18 protein-coding genes and 1 pseudogene are annotated in these 18,861 nt (G+C 71.7%); 10 read left to right on the plus strand and 9 right to left on the minus strand.

What is annotated here, in order from left to right:
• Positions 1 to 129 precede the first annotated feature (129 nt).
• Together AC57BS_RS20080 and AC57BS_RS20085 are read right to left on the minus strand one after the other, a co-directional pair.
• Entirely contained in the window at positions 130 to 1,485 is a 1,356-nt protein-coding gene (locus tag AC57BS_RS20080; protein ID WP_496413211.1) for an MFS transporter, read from the minus strand.
• Complete coding sequence (locus AC57BS_RS20085) at positions 1,482 to 2,306, minus strand: glycerophosphodiester phosphodiesterase family protein (RefSeq protein ID WP_496413212.1); 825 nt, start codon at positions 2,304 to 2,306, stop codon at positions 1,482 to 1,484. The genes AC57BS_RS20080 and AC57BS_RS20085 overlap by 4 nt, the downstream gene beginning before the upstream one ends.
• 44 nt (positions 2,307 to 2,350) lie before the next feature.
• Between AC57BS_RS20085 and AC57BS_RS20090 the strand changes: the two genes are divergently transcribed.
• Entirely contained in the window at positions 2,351 to 2,602 is a 252-nt protein-coding gene (locus AC57BS_RS20090; protein WP_496413213.1) for a TFIIB-type zinc ribbon-containing protein, read from the plus strand.
• 166 nt (positions 2,603 to 2,768) lie between these two features.
• On the opposite strand, the gene AC57BS_RS20095 is transcribed toward AC57BS_RS20090, so the two are convergent.
• Entirely contained in the window at positions 2,769 to 4,292 is a 1,524-nt protein-coding gene (locus tag AC57BS_RS20095; RefSeq protein WP_496413214.1) for a helix-turn-helix domain-containing protein, read from the minus strand.
• Positions 4,293 to 4,393: 101 nt separating this feature from the next.
• Here AC57BS_RS20095 and AC57BS_RS20100 point away from each other — a divergent pair, with 101 nt between their 5' ends.
• Positions 4,394 to 5,410 carry a zinc-dependent alcohol dehydrogenase family protein gene (locus AC57BS_RS20100; protein WP_496413215.1) on the plus strand — a complete coding sequence of 339 codons (1,017 nt, stop codon included), beginning with the start codon at positions 4,394 to 4,396 and terminating at the stop codon, positions 5,408 to 5,410.
• Positions 5,407 to 7,224, plus strand: coding sequence for an alkaline phosphatase D family protein (locus tag AC57BS_RS20105; RefSeq protein ID WP_496413216.1), 1,818 nt, complete (start codon positions 5,407 to 5,409; stop codon positions 7,222 to 7,224). The genes AC57BS_RS20100 and AC57BS_RS20105 overlap by 4 nt, the downstream gene beginning before the upstream one ends.
• Here the strand turns inward: AC57BS_RS20105 and AC57BS_RS20110 are convergent.
• Positions 7,211 to 7,357: a hypothetical protein gene (locus tag AC57BS_RS20110; protein ID WP_165356004.1), complete on the minus strand. Its 147-nt coding sequence runs from the start codon at positions 7,355 to 7,357 to the stop codon at positions 7,211 to 7,213. The two genes, AC57BS_RS20105 and AC57BS_RS20110, sit on opposite strands and share 14 nt — an antisense overlap.
• Positions 7,358 to 7,556: 199 nt before the next feature.
• Between AC57BS_RS20110 and AC57BS_RS20115 the strand changes: the two genes are divergently transcribed.
• Complete coding sequence (locus tag AC57BS_RS20115; protein WP_496413217.1) at positions 7,557 to 8,669, plus strand: DNA glycosylase AlkZ-like family protein; 1,113 nt, start codon at positions 7,557 to 7,559, stop codon at positions 8,667 to 8,669.
• A 28-nt stretch (positions 8,670 to 8,697) separates the two neighbouring features.
• Entirely contained in the window at positions 8,698 to 8,877 is a 180-nt protein-coding gene (locus tag AC57BS_RS20120; RefSeq protein WP_496413218.1) for a hypothetical protein, read from the plus strand.
• A 116-nt stretch (positions 8,878 to 8,993) separates the two neighbouring features.
• On the opposite strand, the gene AC57BS_RS20125 is transcribed toward AC57BS_RS20120, so the two are convergent.
• From AC57BS_RS20125 to AC57BS_RS20135, 3 genes are read right to left on the minus strand one after another with little or no spacing between them, the layout of a single operon-like run.
• Positions 8,994 to 9,632, minus strand: coding sequence for a CG0192-related protein (locus tag AC57BS_RS20125; RefSeq protein ID WP_496413219.1), 639 nt, complete (start codon positions 9,630 to 9,632; stop codon positions 8,994 to 8,996).
• A 9-nt stretch (positions 9,633 to 9,641) separates the two neighbouring features.
• Entirely contained in the window at positions 9,642 to 10,442 is an 801-nt protein-coding gene (locus AC57BS_RS20130) for an SRPBCC family protein (RefSeq protein ID WP_496413220.1), read from the minus strand.
• Positions 10,443 to 10,466: 24 nt separating this feature from the next.
• Positions 10,467 to 10,949: a pyridoxamine 5'-phosphate oxidase family protein gene (locus AC57BS_RS20135; protein ID WP_496413221.1), complete on the minus strand. Its 483-nt coding sequence runs from the start codon at positions 10,947 to 10,949 to the stop codon at positions 10,467 to 10,469.
• A gap of 122 nt (positions 10,950 to 11,071) precedes the next feature.
• On the opposite strand from AC57BS_RS20135, the gene AC57BS_RS20140 reads away from it, so the two are divergent.
• Positions 11,072 to 13,456 (plus strand): ATP-binding cassette domain-containing protein, encoded by a 2,385-nt coding sequence (locus tag AC57BS_RS20140; RefSeq protein ID WP_496413222.1) that lies wholly within the window; start codon positions 11,072 to 11,074, stop codon positions 13,454 to 13,456.
• A complete protein-coding gene (locus AC57BS_RS20145; protein WP_496413223.1) occupies positions 13,456 to 14,151 on the plus strand; it encodes an alpha/beta fold hydrolase in 696 nt (231 codons plus the stop codon). The genes AC57BS_RS20140 and AC57BS_RS20145 overlap by 1 nt, the downstream gene beginning before the upstream one ends.
• 71 nt (positions 14,152 to 14,222) lie before the next feature.
• Here AC57BS_RS20145 and AC57BS_RS20150 read toward each other — a convergent pair.
• Positions 14,223 to 14,540 (minus strand): annotated as a pseudogene (locus AC57BS_RS20150) (Fpg/Nei family DNA glycosylase); the annotation flags it as partial.
• Between the two features lie 105 nt (positions 14,541 to 14,645).
• Here AC57BS_RS20150 and mmuM point away from each other — a divergent pair.
• A complete protein-coding gene (gene mmuM, locus AC57BS_RS20155; RefSeq protein WP_496413224.1) occupies positions 14,646 to 15,590 on the plus strand; it encodes a homocysteine S-methyltransferase in 945 nt (314 codons plus the stop codon).
• A 3-nt stretch (positions 15,591 to 15,593) separates the two neighbouring features.
• Here mmuM and helR read toward each other — a convergent pair whose 3' ends face one another.
• Complete coding sequence (gene helR, locus AC57BS_RS20160) at positions 15,594 to 17,798, minus strand: RNA polymerase recycling motor ATPase HelR (protein ID WP_496413237.1); 2,205 nt, start codon at positions 17,796 to 17,798, stop codon at positions 15,594 to 15,596.
• A gap of 67 nt (positions 17,799 to 17,865) precedes the next feature.
• Here helR and AC57BS_RS20165 point away from each other — a divergent pair, with 67 nt between their 5' ends.
• Together AC57BS_RS20165 and AC57BS_RS20170 are read left to right on the plus strand one after the other, a co-directional pair.
• Complete coding sequence (locus AC57BS_RS20165; protein WP_496413225.1) at positions 17,866 to 18,309, plus strand: PaaI family thioesterase; 444 nt, start codon at positions 17,866 to 17,868, stop codon at positions 18,307 to 18,309.
• A gap of 51 nt (positions 18,310 to 18,360) precedes the next feature.
• Positions 18,361 to 18,570 carry a hypothetical protein gene (locus tag AC57BS_RS20170; protein WP_496413226.1) on the plus strand — a complete coding sequence of 70 codons (210 nt, stop codon included), beginning with the start codon at positions 18,361 to 18,363 and terminating at the stop codon, positions 18,568 to 18,570.
• The last annotated feature ends 291 nt before the right edge of the window (positions 18,571 to 18,861 follow it).

Genomic DNA, 18,861 nt, shown 5'->3' on the forward strand with positions numbered 1-18,861 from the left:
AGCCTTCAACGGTAGCGGGGTCGCCACAATTCCGCGGATTCGTGGGCGCAGGAACCGCGCTCAGGCGAGACGAACTTCACCCCAAGGGGTGGAGCTCCCCTCGCGGCGACGTCGCGCAGGGGTCGTCGCTCAGATCACCGCGGGTGCGTCGTTGCCGGCGTCGCGGATTCCCTTGGCGGTGTCGACCCGCATCAGCAGGAGGCCTCCGACGACGAAGAAGATGATCAGGGCGAAGATGGCCGGTCGGTAGGAGCCCGTGAAGGTGTAGACCAGGCCGAAGACCAGCGTGCCGAACCACGACGTCCCGCGCTCCATGGCGTGGTAGAAGCTGAAGAACTCAGCCTCCTTGCCGCGCGGGATCAGCAGCGAGAAGTAGGACCGGGCCAGCGCCTGGGTGCCACCGAGCACGAGGCCGATCGCGGCGCCGAGGAGCAGCAGCGGGACCAGGGACTTCTCCGGGATGAACAGTCCGGCCGTCACGATGAGCATCCAGATCACCAGCCCGCCGAGGATCGTGTTCTTGGCCCCCCGGGTGGCCGCGATGCGCCCGAAGAGCAGGGCACCGCCCACGGCGACGAACTGCACGAGGAGGTAGACGCCGAGCATGGTGCCCTGGGGGAAGCCGAGCTCCTCGACGCCGTAGACGGACGCCTGGCTGATCACCGTCTGGATGCCGTCGTTGAAGAACAGGTAGGCGAGCAGGAAGGTCAGCGCCACCGGGTAGTTGCGCAGCTCCTTCAGCGTGATCCAGAGCTGGCCGAAGCTGCGCTGCAGCACCCCACCCTCGACCTGCTCCACGTCGACCGGCTGGTGGTTCTGCAGGCCGCGGAAGGGGATGAAGGTGAAGGCCGCCCACCACACGGCCGCCGACAGCAGCGAGATGCGCACCGCCATGCCCTCGGTCAGGCCGAAGGTGTCGTGGAAGCTCACCAGGACGAAGTTGAGGGCGAGGAGCAGGCCACCACCGGCATAGCCGTAGGCCCAGCCCCGGGAGGAGACGCGGTCGCGGTCGGCCTCGGTCGAGATGATCGGCAGGATCGAGTCGTTGACGACCGCCGAGGCCGCGAAGCACAGGTTGGCCAGGATGAAGGTGATCGCACCGAACTGCCAGTTGTCACCCGTCATGAAGAAGAGCAGGCCGGCGAAGAACGCACCGCTCCAGGCGAAGCCCGCCAGCAGGTCCTTCTTGCGGGAGGTGCGGTCGGCGACCGCGCCCAGGACCGGCAGGATGAGTGCCGAGACCAGGGTCGAGAAGGTGATGACGTACGCCGGGAGCGCACCCGGCGCGACGGACAGTCCCAGCACCGACACGCGGTCGTCGACCGCGGCCTCCTCGGCGATGGCGATGAGGTAGGGACCGAAGAGCACACCCGAGACAGTCGTCGCGAACGCGCTGTTCGCCCAGTCGTAGAAGTACCAGGCTCGCTGCTCCTCGGCCTGCGCCAAGGGCTTCAAGTTGGCGATCCCGCCGCCTGCGTCGCTCATGCCTCACCCTCCATGCGGCCCTCCACGGGGCCGTTCCACTGTCCGCGGGCGCGGAGCACGTCCCTGAGTATGTCCGTGCGATCGGTCATGATGCCGTCGACACCACGGTCGAGGAGGGTGTTCATCTCGATCGGGTCGTCGATCGTCCACACGTGCACCTGCAGGCCCGCCGCGCGCGCCCGTCGTACGAGCCCCGCGGACGCCACCAGCAGGCGACCCCGGCGGTGCGGGACCTGCAGGGCCACCGGGCGCCCGCGGGTGAGCCACCGGGCGAGCCGGGCGCTGGGGGAGAGCACGAACGCGGCGACCTCCAGCGGGTGTGCGGACGTCGCGACCCGACCCCGGGTGCGTCGACGGAACGCCGTCATCCGCCGCGCGGAGAACGAGCCGACCAGCAGCCGGTCCCACGCATCGCGCTCCTCGACGAAGGCGGCGAGCGCCTCGACCGCGCCGGCGGACTTGAGGTCGATGTTGAAGCGCGCGTCCGGGAACGCGTCGAAGAGCTGGGCCAGCGTCGGCACCCGCTCGCGGCCACCGATCAGCGCCCGCTGCACCTCGGCGTACGTCGTGTCGCTGATCTGGCCGGTGCGGTCGGTGACCCGGTCGAGGACCGTGTCGTGGAACGCGAGCAGGACCCCGTCACTGGTGACGTGGACGTCGGTCTCGAGGTAGGTGTAGCCGAGCTCCACGGCGTGGGCGAACGCCGCCAGCGTGTTCTCGAGGCCCTCGATGTCGGGGTGGTACGCCCCGCCGCGGTGGGCGAACGCCAGCGGACGGGGGTGGTCGAGGTAGGCCGGTCGTGAAGGGGCCGGTGAGTTCACGACAGAAGTATGGGGTGCAGCGGTACCGTCGGAGGATGGAGAGCATGACGTGTCCCCGATGTGGCGTCGAGATGGATGAGAAGACCCTCGGCGAGGCGACGGTCAACCAGTGCCCCGACGGGCACGGAGTGTTCCTGGCGCGCGCCGACCTCGGCCTGCTGATCGAGGCGGAGAACGACTGGCACCGCAATGCCGGCCAGCACACGGCCCCGCTGCCGAGGATCACGGCCGACATGACCGCGCCGCCCAACGTCGGCAAGGTGTCGCGGGCGTGGGTGGAGACGCTTTTTGGCTGAGCAGTCGACCGCGAGGGACGAGCGGGCGACGTCGCTCAACCAGGTCGAGTGACACCGCGACCGAGGTACGAGATCGCGACGTGGCGTATCGAGACCCCGCGACCCAGAGATCAGGGTCTCGATACGCCGCGCTCGTTCCTCGCGCGGCTACTCGACCAACGACGGGCTAAATATCCCGGAAGGTCTCGATGTTGGCGCCGAGCTCGTTGAGCCGCTCGGCGAGGTCCTCGTAGCCGCGGTGGATGACGTAGGTCGAGCGCAGCACGCTGCGACCCTTGGACGCGAGCATCGCGATCAGCAGCACGACCGCCGGCCGCAGCGCCGGCGGGCAGACGATCTCCGCGCCTGAGAAGTGGGTCGGCCCCTCGACCAGCACGCGGTGCGGGTCGAGCAGCTTCACCTGCGCGCCGAGCTTGTTGAGCTCGGTGAGGTAGATCGCGCGGTTCTCGTAGACCCAGTCGTGCAGCAGCGTCTGGCCCTCGGCCACGGCCGCGATGACCGCGAAGAACGGCAGGTTGTCGATGTTGAGGCCGGGGAACGGCATCGGGTGGATCTTGTCGAGCGGCGCCCGCAGGTCCGAGGGGTGCGTGGTGATGTCGACCAGGCGGGTCTCGCCGTTCAGCGCGACGTACTCCTCCGAGCGGTCGTAGCGGAATCCCATCTCCTCGAGCGTGGCGAGCTCGATCTCGAGGAACTCGATCGGCGCCCGGCGGATGACGATCGACGACTTGGTGACGATGGCGGCCGCGAGCAGGGACATGGCCTCGATGGGGTCCTCGGACGGCGCGTAGTCGACGTCCACGTCGATGGAGGAGCGGCCGGTGACCCGGAGCGTGGTGGTGCCGATGCCCTCGATCTCGACCCCGAGCTTCCGGAGGTAGAAGCAGAGGTCCTGGACCATGTAGTTGGACGAGGCGTTGCGGATCACGGTGGTGCCCGGGTGTAGCGCAGCTGCCATGAGGGCGTTCTCGGTGACAGTGTCGCCGCGCTCGGTGAGCACGATGGGCCGCTCCGGCTCGATGGCCCGGTTGACGCTCGCGTGGTAGGCGCCGTCGGTGGCCTTGACGTCCAGGCCGAAGGGACGCAGCGCCGACATGTGCGGCTCCACGGTCCGCTCGCCGAGGTTGCAGCCGCCGGCGTAGGGGAGCTCGAACTCGTCGTAGCGGTGGAGGAGCGGGCCGAGGAACATGATCACCGAGCGGGTACGGCGCGCGGCCGCCTCGTCGATCGCGGCCAGGTTGAGGTCGGCGGGCGGCACGATCTCGAGGTCGTTGTCCTCGTTGAGCCAGCGGGTGGCCACGCCGAGGGAGTTCAGCACCTCGAGCAGGCGGTTGACCTCCTCGATACGCGCGACCTTGCGCAGCGTCGTACGGCCCTTGTTGAGCAGCGACGCGCACAGCAGCGCGACTCCGGCGTTCTTCGACGTCTTGACGTCGATGGACCCGGAGAGGGTGGTGGGGCCGTCGACGCGCAGGTGGGTGGGGCCGGCGCCCAGCGCGACGATCTCGGAGTCGAGGGCGGCCCCGATGCGGGCGAGCATCTCGAGAGAGAGGTTCTGGTGACCCTTCTCGATGCGGTTGATGGCGCTCTGGCTCGTGCCGAGCAGCTCTGCGAGCTGGTGCTGGGTGAGCCCGCGGTGCTTGCGGGCGTCGCGGATGAGGTTGCCGATGCGACCCTTGTAGTCAGCCATGGCGACAACGGTATCTCAGATATGAGATAAAGCCATTCCAGCCCCTCCCAGGGGTGTCGCCCGGCCGTCCGGATTGTTCGACGCGTGACAGGATCCGACCCATGCGCGCAACCACCATCCACGCCCCCGGCGACATCCGCTTCGAGGACGTGCCGGATCCCCGCATCGAGGAGCCCACTGACGCGATCGTGAAGGTCGTCGCCGGGTGCATCTGCGGGTCCGACCTCTGGCCCTACCGCGGCGAGAACGACGTCACCGCCGGGGCGACGATCGGCCACGAGTGCGTCGGCGTCGTCGAGGAGGTCGGCTCGGAGGTGACCACGACCAGGGTGGGCGACTTCGTCATCGTGCCGTTCTGCCACTGCGACAACACCTGCGCCCACTGCCGGGCCGGGGTGCAGTCGGCGTGCGTCAACCTCGGGTTCACCCAGAGCGGGCAGGGGGAGTACGCCCGGGTGACGCAGGCCGACGGCAGCCTGGTCGCGACGGACGGGATGCCCGACGAGCACCTGGTCCCCTCGCTGCTCGCCCTGAGCGACGTGATGGCCACCGGATGGCACGCGGCGGTTGCAGCGGGCGTGCAGCCCGGGCACACGGTGGTCGTCGTCGGCGATGGAGCGGTGGGCCTCAGCGGCGTCCTCGCCGCCGCCCAGATGGGCGCCGAGCGGGTCATCGCGATGTCGCGCCACGAGCCGCGCCAGGAGATCGCCCGCGCGTTCGGTGCGACCGACGTCGTCGCCGAGCGTGGCGAGGAGGGCGAGGCACGCATCGCCGACCTGACCGACGGCATCGGCGCTGACGCCGTGCTCGAGTGCGTCGGCACCGACGGGGCGATGAAGACGGCCTTCACCGTCGCCCGGCCCGGGTCGACGGTCGGCTTCGTCGGTGTGCCCCACGGCGTCGAGCTGCCGGTGCGCCGGATGTTCCAGAAGAACGTCGGGCTCGCGGGCGGCATGGCGCCGGTGCGCCGCTACCTGCCCGACCTCCTCGACCGCGTGCTGTCCGGGGCGATCGTCCCCGGCAGGGTCTTCGACCTCACGCTGCCGATGGCGGAGGCCGCCGAGGGCTACCGGGCGATGGACGAGCGCCGCGCGATCAAGGTCCTCCTCCAGCCATGAGCGACCGGGGGAGGGGACACGAGGACCGTCTGCGGCTGGGCCCGCTGCTGCGCTACGTCGACGACACCTCGGCCGCCGTCTGGGTCGAGACCGAGGATCCGGGTGCCGTCACCGTCACCAGGGGCGACACCTCGGCCAGCGCCCGTACGTTCACCGTCCACGGCCACCACTACGCGCTGGTCGAGCTCGACGGCCTGGTGCCCGGCACCACCGAGCCCTACACGGTCTCGATCGACGACGAGCAGGTGTGGCCGCCGGCCGGCTCACCGTTCCCGCCGCCCGTGATCGCCACGCTGGAGCCCGGTCGGCCGCTGCGGATGGCCTTCGGCTCCTGCCGCACGTCGTTCACCCACGACGAGAAGGGCAACCGCACCCACGGCGTCGACGCGCTGCGGGCCTGGGCGCTGCGCACGGCCGACCAGGTCGACCCCGCCGACACCGACGACCCGGACCTCGCACCCGACCGGCTGCCCGACCTGGTGCTCTTCCTCGGCGACCAGGTCTACGCCGACGAGACCACCGACGAGATGAAGGCGTTCATCGAGTCGCGCCGCGACATCGACGAGCCACCCTGGACCGAGCTGCAGGACTACGAGGAGTACGCCCACCTCTACCGACTGGCGTGGTCCGACCCGGCCAACCGCTGGCTGCTGTCCACGGTGCCGAGCGCGATGATCTTCGACGACCACGACATCCGCGACGACTGGAACACCTCGCTCGACTGGCGCACCGAGATGGAGGCCACGTCGTGGTGGCACGGGCGCATCGTCGCCGGCCTCGCGTCCTACTGGGTCTACCAGCACCTCGGCAACATGTCGCCGGCCGAGCGCGAGCGCGACGAGGTCTACGTCGCGGTGCGCGCGCACCGCGGTCACGACGAGCAGGACCTCGGCCCGCTCATCGACGCCTTCGCCGCCCGCGTCGACCAGGAGCCGCAGACCTACCGCTGGAGCTACACGCGCGACTTCGACACCCAGGCCAGGCTCGTGGTCGTCGACTCGCGGGCAGCCCGCCAGCTCGACCCCGACAACCGGGCGATGCTCGACCCCGACGAGGCCGCCTGGCTCGACGAGCAGCTGCGTGGCGACGTCGACCACCTGCTCATCGGCACCTCGCTGCCGTTCCTGCTGGCGCGGGGGCTGCACCACCTCGAGGCGTTCAGCGAGGCCCTCGCCCAGGGCGCGTGGGGCGAACGCGGCGGCAGGATCGGGGAGGGGCTGCGACAGCTGGTCGACCTCGAGCACTGGGGCGCGTTCCAGAACAGCTTCCAGGAGGTCGCGCGTCAGGCCATGGAGGTCGCAGCGGGCAAGCGGGGGAGGGCGCCCTCGACGGTGACCTTCCTGTCCGGCGACGTCCACCACAGCTACGTCAGCGAGGCTCGGCCGGCCCACGGCGGCGCACCCCTGCAGTCGACGATCCTGCAGGCCGTCTGCTCACCGATCCGCAACCCGCTCTCGCGCAACATGCGCTTCGCCACCGCGGTGCTGTCCTACGGCGTGGCGGGACCGGTCGGGCGGCTCGCGTCGAGGTCGACCCGCGTGCCGGACGCACCGCTCACCTGGACCTATGCCGAAGGGCCGTGGTTCGACAACAACCTGGCCTTCCTGCGGCTCAACGGGCCGAGCCTGAAGATGTGGTGGGCGACGGGCGAGGTCATCGACGACCACGAGCGTCCCCGACTCGCCAAGGTCGCGAGCTACGAGCTCGACGAGCAGGGCCGTCCGCCCGCGCACGACAAGGTGCACGAGCGCCTGGTCCGCGGGCTGCGCCGGCGCTACCGCGACAAGGTCAAGGACCGGGTCAGACAGCGCTGAGCAGGCGGTCGCGGCCGCGCGCGCAGTCGCAGGTGTCCGAGCACGGCAGGTAGGTGTGCAGCGCGTGGCCGCACCCGGTGCACGGCAGGTCGTGCGAGAGGTGGACCGAGCTGGTCTCGACGGTGTCCCACATGGGGCGTCCTCCTTCCTGCCTCGAGCAGTCGGTCGGCGGTTGCCGACCCGTTGCTTCCTTGACGTCGAGGGTCGCACCGGATGACGCGGCTTCGGCCCGCAACCCGCCCGGAATGCCCGATCTGGGGCAGGAATGACCCGTTCGGGCCATCTGCGCGTGACCCGTCCGGCCCCGGTGCAGCCGTCCTAGGATCACGGCCATGGCCGCCGCCGCGCACGACCTCACGCCGCAGGAGGCCCGGCGCATCGCCGTACGCGCACAGCTGCTCACCGCGGACCGCCCCGACGACGTCCTGGACACGGTCCGGCACCTCGGGTTCCTCCAGGTCGACCTGACCCGGGTGGTCGCCCAGCACGCCGACCTCGCCCTGTGGTCCCGGCTCGGGAGCGCGTACGCCCCCGAGCACCTCGAGGAGCTCGTCGGCGACGGCGCCCTCGTCGAGCTCAAGGCGATGCTGCGGCCCAGCGAGGACGTCGCGCTGTTCCGTGCGGACATGGACGTGTGGCCGGGCGAGCCGCCGCTGAAGGAGTGGCAGGAGGACGTGCGCGACTGGGTCGCCGCCAACGACGGCTGCCGTCGCGAGATCCTCGCACTGCTCCGGTCGGAGGGGCCGACCGCGGCGCGCGACCTGCCGGACAGCTGCGAGGTACCGTGGCGCTCGACCGGGTGGACCAACGACAAGAACGTGATGAAGCTGCTCGAGTGCCTGGAGTCGCGCGGCGAGGTCGCGGTCGCCTCACGGGAGGGCCGCGAGCGGCGGTGGGACCTCGCCGAACGCGTCCACCCGGGCGACCCCGCCGTCCCGGCCGAGGAGGCGCACCGCGTCCTGGCCGGGCGCCGGCTGCGGGCCCTCGGCATCGCCCGACCGCGTGCGCTGGAGGCCTGGGACGAGCGCTACGACGTGCGCGACACCGGGGAGCCGGCCCGCATCGACGGCGTTCGCGGGCTCTGGCGAGTGGACCCCGACCGGCTCGCCGACCTGACGGACTTCGCGGGCCGTACGGCGATCCTCTCGCCCCTGGACCGGCTCGTCTTCGACCGCAAGCGGATGGAGGACGTCTTCGGCTTCGACTACCAGCTGGAGATGTACAAGCCCGCGGTGACGCGCAGGTGGGGCTACTGGGCGATGCCCGTGCTCGACGGCGACGAGCTCGTCGGCAAGGTCGACGCGACCGCGGACCGCGAGGGCGGGGTGCTCATCGTCGACGCCGTCCACGAGGACGGCGACTGGTCGGCCGCGCGACGCCGGCGGGTGCACGGCGAGCTCGACGCGCTGGGGGAGTGGCTGGGCCTCGAGGTCGTACGCCCCTGACCGGCGGCCGGCGTCGTAGGCTCGCGCCATGAGGATCTTCCGCCGGCGACCGGTCGCGACCGACAAGGAGTCGGCACTGGCGGAGGCGCGCAGGGCCACCGCGCGCATGCGCCGTGAGCAGGAGAATGTCGAGCGCTACCGCGCCGGCAAGCAGACGCAGGACCCGGGCGCCATGACGACAAACCAGTGGATCGGCGGCGGGAGCTGACCCAGCCGCGGCCCACCGTACGGCCTGTCGAACAGGACGAAGTCGTGACAGCGGTCCGGGCCGACGCTCATGAGTCGCACCGACCGGCGGTTCGTCCTGTCTGACAGGCCGTGCGCTCAGAGGCTCCGCAGCACGGCGAGGTCGACGGTCTCCTCCGAGTCACCGATCGTCCCGGTGAGGCGCGGTCCTTCGCCCAGTGGCGCCCCCACGATCCGGGCGAGGGCGATCCGCAGGGGCCTGGCAGACACGACGGTGACCGCGCCGTCGCCGGAGACCTCGTCCGTCACGGACTCGATGCCGGCGACGGTGGGGGCCGCGTCCTCGCTTCCGCTGCCGCGGACCTGCATCCGGGCCGGTACGTCGATGCGCTCGCCGTCGTCGCCGACAAGGAACATCTGCGACTGCCGGGCACCGGCGACGATCGCGGCGGTCAGCGTCGAGGCCCAGACCGGGTCTCCGCAGCCGTCGTAGACCCAGCGCTCGCCGAGCACGGAGTGGTCGGTGGTGGTGATCAGGTGCTCCGCCGCGCCCGCCAAGGGCTCAGCACGGTAGGTCAGTGGCGTCTGGAACAGGCTGCCGTCGTCGGCGCGCCAGAGGATGGTCTCGACGCCGACCTCGCCCTCGGGATCGTCGTAGCGGTACTCGGCGACCTTCTCGGCGATGGTCAGTCCCACCGCCCACGAGCGGCTCGGCAACCACCTCTCGACGATCTCCTGCTTGGACGGGGTGAGCGTGGCGCGGTGGACGATTCCCATGGCCCGAGACTAGGACGCAGCGAACCCCAGCGCCTCAGCCAGCCGCTCCGGCTCGGCCACGGCGAGCGTCGCACCGGGGTGGGTGATCGTGGCGGTCGGGTCGATGGCGGGCACGGGCTCGCGGAAGGTGAGGCACAGGGCCGTGTCGCCGTTGGTGGTCATCGAGATGCCGCGGTCGCTGAAGGACAGGTGCGGCGGCCCTGCGGTCTTCACGAACGAGAACCCGCCGGTGACCTCCGCCGAGGCGATGTTGTCGCGCGGGGTCGCCAGGCGCCACGGCCCGTAGCGGACGTAGAGCCAGCGGGGACCGACCTCGACGGCGGTGGTGCCCGGCCGGATCCCGAACGGGCGCGCCGCGAGGGCGTACGCCGGGGCGAACGCGAAGTCGAACGACTGCACCGCCTCGGGCACCGTGTCGGCACCGCCCGGCGTGCCCACCAGCTCGCGGAGGGCGACCCTTGCTGGCACGCGATAGGGCTGCACGACGGTCGCCGCCGGCGGACGGACGCGCAGCAGCGCGCGGGTCCCGCCACCCGGCGCGGGGAGGACGTGATGGTCCATCCCCACCGTGGCAGGGCCGCGCCCGACCGCCCAGGACCACGAGCGCAAGCCGGCGTCGAGGGCGGTGATGCGGAAGTCCACGGCAACGCCCGCAGGTCCGTGGACCCGACCTGTCGCGCCCACGGCCAGCACCGTCGCGTCGGTCTGGACGGCGCGGATCTGTGGAGCCCAGACCGGCCACTCGGCGGGATCGGTGAACCGGCGCCACACCTCGTCGGGGTGGGCCGGGCCGTGCGCCTCGACGAGCACCTCAGGCCTCCTTCTGCCGGTTGATCAGAGGATGACGGTGTCGTTGTCGCCCAGGTCGGGCCGGTCGTCGCCGACCAGGCCCTTGGCGAGCTCGATGGCGGCCTTGACCTTGCCCGGGGACTCCCAGTACTCCGCGGTCGCGCCGTCGACCTGGAGCAGCACGTTGGACGGGTCGTCGGGACCGCCGGACATGAACGCCCCTGCGGAGGCGTCCCACAGCTCCTCGAGCTTGCGGCGGTCGTGGCTGACCCGGGCGGTGCCCGACAGCGACACCCACCCGGCCTTGCTGGAGTAGGCGACGTTGACACGCGGGTCGGCCTCGATCGCCCGGACCTTGTCCGTGTCGCGCTCGGTGATGAACCACGTCGTCCCCGGCTCGTCGAAGTCCTGGGTGCCCATCGGGGTCGAGACGAGCGCCCCCTGCAACGACACGTAGGTCAGGACCGCGATGTCGGTGTCCTTCATGATCTCGGCGACGGTGCCGAGCTGGTCGTCGTGAGTCGTCATGCACTCGACGATGGCACGCCGGGCCCAGCCACTGCCTCATCCACCCGGGCGGTCGGTCACGTCCGGCCCCCGAACCGCGTCGTACTGGCAGGATGGCCCCGCCACGGGAGGAGACGCACGACATGGCGACCAGCACGAGCAGACCGACCACCGGACACCCCGCCGACGACCACGCGCTGATCCGGGTCGAGGGAGCTCGGGAGAACAACCTCAAGAACGTCACCGTCGAGCTGCCCAAGCGGCGCCTGACCGTCTTCACGGGAGTGTCCGGGTCCGGCAAGAGCTCGCTGGTCTTCGCCACGATCGCCGCCGAGTCGCAGCGGATGATCAACGAGACCTACAGCGCGTTCGTCCAGGGCTTCATGCCCAGCCTGTCGCGTCCCGACGTGGACCACCTCGAGGGACTGACGACGGCGATCATCGTCGACCAGGAGCGGATGGGCGCCAACCCGCGCTCGACCGTCGGCACCGCCACCGACGCCAACGCGATGCTGCGGATCCTCTTCAGCCGGCTCGGGGACCCGTACGTCGGCCCGCCCACGGCCTACTCCTTCAACGTCCCGACCCGCAAGGCGAGCGGGATGATGACCACCGAGAAGGGCGGCCGCACCGAGCGCCGGATCGCCAAGCAGGAGGTCTACCTCGGCGGGATGTGCCCGCGCTGCGAGGGCATGGGCAAGGTCAACGACATCGACCGCACGGCGCTCTACGACGAGGACAAGTCGCTCTCCGAGGGCGCGCTGACGGTGCCCGGGTACTCGATGGACGGGTGGTACGGCCGGCTGTTCGAGGGCATGGGCCTGCCGATGGACAAGCCGATCCGGTCCTTCACCAAGAAGCAGCTCGAGACGATGTTGTGGGCCGAGCCCACCAAGATCAAGGTCGAGGGCGTCAACCTGACCTTCAACGGCATCATCCCGCAGATCCAGAAGTCCATGCTGTCCAAGGACCCGGAGGCGATGCAGCCGCACATCCGCCGCTTCGTCGAGCGGGCGGTCACCTTCCAGACCTGCCCCGACTGCGAGGGCACGCGGCTCACGCCCGAGGCCCGGCGGTCGAAGATCCGCGGGAAGTCGATCGCCGATCTCTGCGCGATGCAGATCAGCGACCTCGCCACGTGGGTGCGCGAGCTGGACGAGCCGTCCGTCGCCCCACTGCTGAAGGGGCTCCAGCACCTCCTCGACTCGTTCTCCGAGATCGGACTGGGCTACCTGTCGCTGGACCGGCCGGCCGGCACCCTCTCCGGGGGCGAGGCGCAGCGCACCAAGATGATCCGCCACCTCGGGTCGTCGCTGACCGACGTGACGTACGTCTTCGACGAGCCCACGATCGGTCTGCACCCGCACGACATCGAGCGGATGAACCACCTGCTCCTCCAGCTGCGCGACAAGGGCAACACGGTGCTCGTCGTCGAGCACAAGCCCGAGTCGATCCAGATCGCGGACCACGTCGTCGACATCGGCCCCGGGGCGGGTGCCGCCGGCGGCGAGATCTGCTTCGAGGGCGACGTCGACGGCCTCCGCTCCAGCGGCACGGTCACCGGCAAGCACCTCGACGACCGCGCGCGGCTCAAGGAGTCCGTACGCGGCGCGACAGGTGTGATGGAGGTCCGCGGGGCCTCGACGCACAACCTCAAGGACGTCGACGTCGACGTGCCGCTCGGGCTGCTGACCGTCGTCACCGGCGTGGCAGGCTCCGGCAAGAGCTCGCTGATCCACGGCTCGCTGGCCGGCCGGGACGAGGTCATCGTGATCGACCAGGGTGCGATCAAGGGCTCGCGCCGCAGCAACCCGGCGACCTACACCGGGCTCCTCGAGCCGATCCGCAAGGCCTTCGCCAAGGCCAACGGCGTCAAGCCGGCGCTGTTCAGCTCCAACTCCGAGGGCGCCTGCCCGACCTGCAACGGTGCCGGCGTCATCTTCACCGAGCTCGGACCGATGGCGACCGTCGAGTCGCCCTGCGAGGAGTGCGAGGGCCGCCGGTTCCGGGCGGAGGTCCTCGAGCACACGCTCGGCGGCAAGGACATCGCCGAGGTGCACGAGATGTCGGTGGTCGAGGCCCTCGCGCACTTCGGCGAGGGCGAGGCGAGGATCCCGGCGGCGGTGAAGGTCCTCGAGCGGCTCGCCGACGTCGGCCTCGGCTACCTCTCGCTCGGCCAGCCCCTGACGACCCTCTCGGGCGGCGAGCGCCAGCGGCTCAAGCTCGCCACGCAGATGGGGGAGAAGGGCGACGTCTACATCCTCGACGAGCCCACCACCGGCCTGCACCTCGCCGACGTCGAGAACCTGCTCGGCCTGCTCGACCGGCTCGTCGACTCCGGCAAGTCGGTGATCGTCATCGAGCACCACCAGGCCGTGATGGCGCACGCCGACTGGATCATCGACCTCGGCCCGGGAGCCGGGCACGACGGCGGCACGGTCGTCTTCGAGGGCCCGCCGGCCGAGATGGTCGCGGCGAAGCAGCCCACGCTGACCGCCCAGCACCTCGCGGCCTACGTCGGCGCCTGATGCTGCTCCTCCACGGCCTCGGCGCGACGGGCGGCGTCTGGCGCGGGCTGGCCGGGGCGTACGGCGGGCGGGCGCTGGCACCGGACCTGCCCGGGCACGGCACCGCCGCATGGACGACGACCTACTCCTTCGCGGGGCACGCCGAGGCGGTGCTCCCGCTGCTCGACCGCTTCGACGCGCCGGTGCCGGTGGTCGGCCACTCCATGGGCGGCGTCGTCGCGCTCGAGCTCGCGTGCCTCGCCCCCGACCGGGTGGAGCGGGTCGTCGCGCTCGGGGTCAAGGTCTCCTGGCCACCGGAGGACGCCGCCCGCGCGCTGGCCGTCGCCGAGCGGCCCGTGGCGACGTACGACACCCGCGAGGAGGCGGTCGATCGCTTCCTGCGGGTCTCGGGGCTCGCCGGCCTGGTGGCAGCTGACGACCCGATGCTCGACGACGCCGTCGTCGAGCGGGAGTCGGCGGGGGAGGGGAGTGCGTGGCGGCTGGCCCAAGACCCCCGCACCTTCGGAGTGGGCGTTCCCGACATGGCCGGCCTCCTGGCGGACGTCTCCTGCCCGGTGGTCCTGGCCCGCGGCGAGCACGACCCGATGGTGTCGCACGACGACCTCGCTGCGCTGGTGGCCGCCCCGGTCACGCTGCCCGGCCTGGGCCACAACGCCCACGTCGAGGACCCCGCCGCGGTGCTGGCGTTGCTCTGACCGCCCCCTGGCACTGGGCGCAGAGCTCCGCCGAGCAGGGGATCTATGGCTCTGGACACCGGCGTGAGCGGTCAGCCCTGGCAGACAGGGCACCAGAAGAGCCGGCGGGCGGCCACCAGGGCGTCCCGGACCGGCGTGCCGCACAGCCGGCACGGGAGCGCGGCGCGGCCGTAGACGTAGTGGGCGTCGACCCGTCGCGGCCTGCCCGACGGGCGCTCGCGGTCCGCGCGGTGCGTGGTGACGATGCGGCCGGCCCGCACCCCCGCGCGCAGCAGCACGACCAGGTCGTCCCAGAGGACCTGCAGCTGCGCCTCGTCGTGCGCGCGACCCGGCCGGTACGGGTCGAGCCGCTGCCGGAACAGCACCTCGGCGCGGTAGACGTTGCCGACTCCTGCGACGACTCACTGGTCCATCAGCAGCGTGTCGATCGGGGCCCGGCTGCGCAGCACCCTCCCGAGCCGCTGGGCACACCCAGCGGGTGCCACACTCGGACCATGACCCGCCGCGACCTCCGCGAGGCCATCGCTCGTGGTCCCGAACCTCATCCCGACTCCCGTCCCGTCGTCCTCGACGGCGGGCTGGCCACGTTGCTGGAGCAGCGCGGCCACGACCTGTCGAGCCACCTGTGGTCGGCGCGCCTGCTCCGCGACGACCCGCGCGCGATCGAGGCCGCCCACCGCGAGTTCTTCTCCGTCGGCGCGGAGGTGGCGACCACCGCGTCCTACCAGGTGTCGTTCGAGGGCTTCGGGGCCGCCGGTGTCGACCGGGACGAGGTCGAGTCGCTGCTGCGGCTCAGCGTCGACCTCGCCGCTTCGGCCCGCGACGCAGTGTCGCCGGACGGCTGGGTGGCGGCCTCGGTCGGCCCGTACGGCGCGGTGCTGGCCGACGGCTCGGAGTACCGCGGCGACTACGACCTCGACGTCGCGGGACTGCGCGCCTTCCACCGTCCGCGCCTCGACGTCCTGGCCGCCACCGTCGGGGCAGGTGCGGACGTGCTCGCCGTCGAGACCATCCCGTGCCTGGCCGAGGTGGAGGCGGTGCTGGCCGAGCTCGACGGGACCGGCGTGCCGGCGTGGCTGTCGCTGTCCGCGGCGGGCGGCCGTACGCGAGCGGGCGAACCGCTCGAGGAGGCCTTCGCGATGGCGGCCGACGTCGCCGAGGTGATCGCCGTGGGGGTCAACTGCACGACCCCGGCCGACGCGGGCGACGCCGTGCCGCTCGCCGGCGTGCACGGTCCGGCCGTCGTCTATCCCAACTCCGGACAGTCCTGGAACGCCGTGACCCGGTCGTGGGAGGGCGCCTCGGCGTTCGACTCCGACGACGTGTCCGCATGGGTCTCGGCCGGCGCACGCCTGGTCGGCGGGTGCTGCCGGGTCGGCACCGACGACATCGCGTCGCTGCGTGCCACGCTCGACGCGGCGTACGCCGGCACGCCGTGACACTCAGCCGGTGAGGATGACGAGCCGCTGCGTGGCACGCGTCATCGCCACGTAGCGGTCCACGGCGCCGGTGATCCCGTCGCCGAAGGAGTCGGGGTCGACGAGCACGACGAGGTCGAACTCGAGACCCTTCGCGAGCTCCGGGGTCAGCCACCGGACCCGGTCGAGGCCCCGCCTGTCGAGGAGTGTGCCCCGGCGCTCGTCACGGGACCCGACCACCGCCGCCGTCCCCTCCGCGTGCTCGTCGAGCCAGGAGCGCAGGACGGCCTCGAGATCGGAGACGGGGGAGTGGCGCACCGGGATCCCGCTCTCCCGGATCGACGTCGGCACGTTGGCACCGGGCAGCGCGGCGCGGATCACCGGCTCGGCCTCGGCCATCACCTCCGCAGGCGTGCGGTAGTTGATCGTCAGGGGAGCGACGGTCGCCTCCGGCAGCCCGACGCGCGCCAGCCGCTCGGTCCACGACTCGGTGAACCCGTGCCGTGCCTGCGCCCGGTCGCCGACGATCGTGAAGCTGCGCGACGGGCAACGAAGCAGGAGCATCTGCCACTCCGCGTCGGTGAGCTCCTGGGCCTCGTCGACGACGACGTGGGCGAACGGCCCGGCCAGCCCGTCGGGGTCCGACGTCGGGAGGGCACCCTCGTCGAGCAGCGCCGTCTGCAGGTCGTCGTGCAGCAGCATCGACACCAGCCCGTCGCCGAACTCGTCGGCGCCGCTCTCGCGGGCGGTGGTCCGCAGGTCGTCGATCACCTCGCCCATCCGGGCGCGCTCGCGGGCCTCGGCAGCCGCCGTACGCCGCCGGCGCCGCGGGGCCTCGGGGTCGCCCAGGCGCAACCGCGCGGCGTCGAGCAGCGGCAGGTCGGCGTACGTCCACGCGCCGGGGTCGCTGCGCCGGAGCGCGCGCACGTCGTCGGGCTCCAGCCACGGCGCGCAGTGGCGCAGGTAGGCGGGGACCGTCCAGAGGTCGCCGACGAGGTCGGTGTGCTCGATCAGCGGCCAGGCCCGGTCGAAGGTGTCGCGCAGCCCGGCGTGGCGGTCGAGCACGCTGCGGAGCTGGTCGGGGGAGATGTCCTCGACGACGTCGGCGGCCTTGTCGAGGAGGATCGTCAGGACCGCGTCCCACACGTCGTCGCGGGCGAGGTTGTGTGGCGTGCCGGGATCGGGGGAGTCGAACGCCTCGGCCCACTCGGCCGCAGTGATGCGGACGTCGACCCACGGCGTCTCGACGAGGTACGGCTCGGTGGGCGGCTCCTCGTAGAGCGCCACCGCGGGCTCGATCGCCGCCACCATCCGGAGATCGGCCTTGAGCGAGGCGACGCGGTCGTCCACCTCGGGTCGGGCCGCCGGTGACTCGGGGACCAGGTCGCGCACCGTGCAGGTCCGCACCCCTTCCTCGCCGAGGCTGGGCAGCACGTCGCCCACGTAGGCCAGGTACGGCTCGTGCGGTCCGACGAACAGGACCCCGCCGCGACGGTGGCCCAGCCGCGGGTCGGCGTAGAGCAGGTAGGCCGTGCGGTGCAGCGCGACGACCGTCTTGCCGGTGCCGGGGCCGCCGTCGACGACCAGCGCGCCGGTCGAGCCGGCGCGGACGATGGCGTCCTGGTCGGCCTGGATCGTGCCGAGCACGTCGCGCATCCGGGGCGTACGGCTCCCGCCGAGGGTCGCGAGGAAGGCCGACTGGTCGTCGAGCGCAGCCGTGCGGCTCAGCGCCTCCTCGGTGAACGCCTCGTCCCAGTAGTCCACGATCCGCCCGCCGACCCAGCGGTAGCGACGGCGGCTCACCAGGCCCTGCGGGTGGGCGTGGGTGGCGGCGAAGAAGGGCTCGGCGGCCGGCGAGCGCCAGTCGACGAGCAGGCGGCGGCCGTCCGGTGCGGCGAGCCCGAAGCGTCCGATGTACGTCGGCTCGTCGCGGCCCTCGTGGACGATCCGGCCGAGGCACAGGTCGAGGTCGTAGCGGCGCAGCGCGCGCAGGCGCGCGGTCAGCCGGTGGACCTCCTGGTCGCGCTCGAGGGCGGCCGTGCCGTGGCGGGCGGTCGTCCGCCTGGTCTCGGTGAGGCTCGCCTCGAGCTCGGCGATGGCGTGCTCGAGGCTGGCGCCGATGGCGCGGAAGTGGTCGCGGTCGGCGTCGACCAGGGCGGGGTCCTTCTTGGCGGCGAGGGAGTCGGGGAGGGCGAACGGAGCGGTGTCCGGGTGGGTGTCCTGCGGCATCACGCCGTGAAGTGTGGGCGCTGACCGGGGCCTTGCGGCAAGCCCCCCGATGGCCTATACGTTGAGAGTGGAGGAAGCCGCGCAGTTCGCATCCTCCGTCCCGATCCTCGACGCCATGGGCGTGCGGGTGCTCGAGGCCACAGCGGGTCACGCGGTCGCGGAGCTGCCTCCCGAGCCGAACGTCAACCACTTCGGGGTGACCTACGCCGGCTCGCTCTACAGCGTCGCAGAGATGCTCGGCGGCGTCCTCGCACTGGCGACGTTCGACCTCGACGGCGAGCTCGCCGGCTTCGTGCCGCTGGTGAAGGAGTCGACGATCCGGTTCAGGCGGCCGGCGCTGGGCGTCGTACACGCCGCCGCGTCGCTGTCCGACGCGGAGATCGCACGGGTCCGAGCCGACGCGCTGACGACCGGCAAGGGGGAGTTCGTGCTCGAGGCGACGCTGACGGACGCTGCGGGCGATGTCGTGGCGACGACGGTCGGTACCTACCAGGTCCGGCGCCTGGGATGACGATCGTCAACAAGGGTTGACATCACGTCGGCCGTCAACGAGAGTTGACTCATGGAGACCGTCGTCGACAGCGCCGATCCGGAGGACGAGAGCCCGCTGGAAGAGCTCATGCGCATCGCCCGCGCCAAGCACGACCTGGCGGCCGCCGAGGCCGTCGCCGTGCGCCGCGCCAGGATCCACGGGTTCTCGTGGGCCGAGATCGGCACCATGCTGGGCGTCAGCAAGCAGGCGATGCACAAGAAGTACGGCAAGTTCGCGTGACTCTCGCAGGCAGATGGCTAGCCCTGACGGCACTGCTTGCGGTTCGCCGTACGTGAGGCGTCAGCCAACGCGCGGGAGCGCTTCGCCGACGTCCTGCGCACTGGGCGAGATCACGACCTGCCTGGCGCTGTGGCACTGAGCGTCCGAGAGGGGTTCTCCCCGCATAGCCAAACTGGCAGGGACGGGAGTTGACGAGCCGGGAGTAGGCCGTCGAAGCTGTAGCGTTGGCCGGCAGGGTCGCATCTCGGGGGTGCTTGCCACGTACGAGTCCCGTCGGATCCCTACCGACGT

It is taken from the genome of Nocardioides sp. BGA-UO-ETr-FS32 (assembly GCF_059567905.1).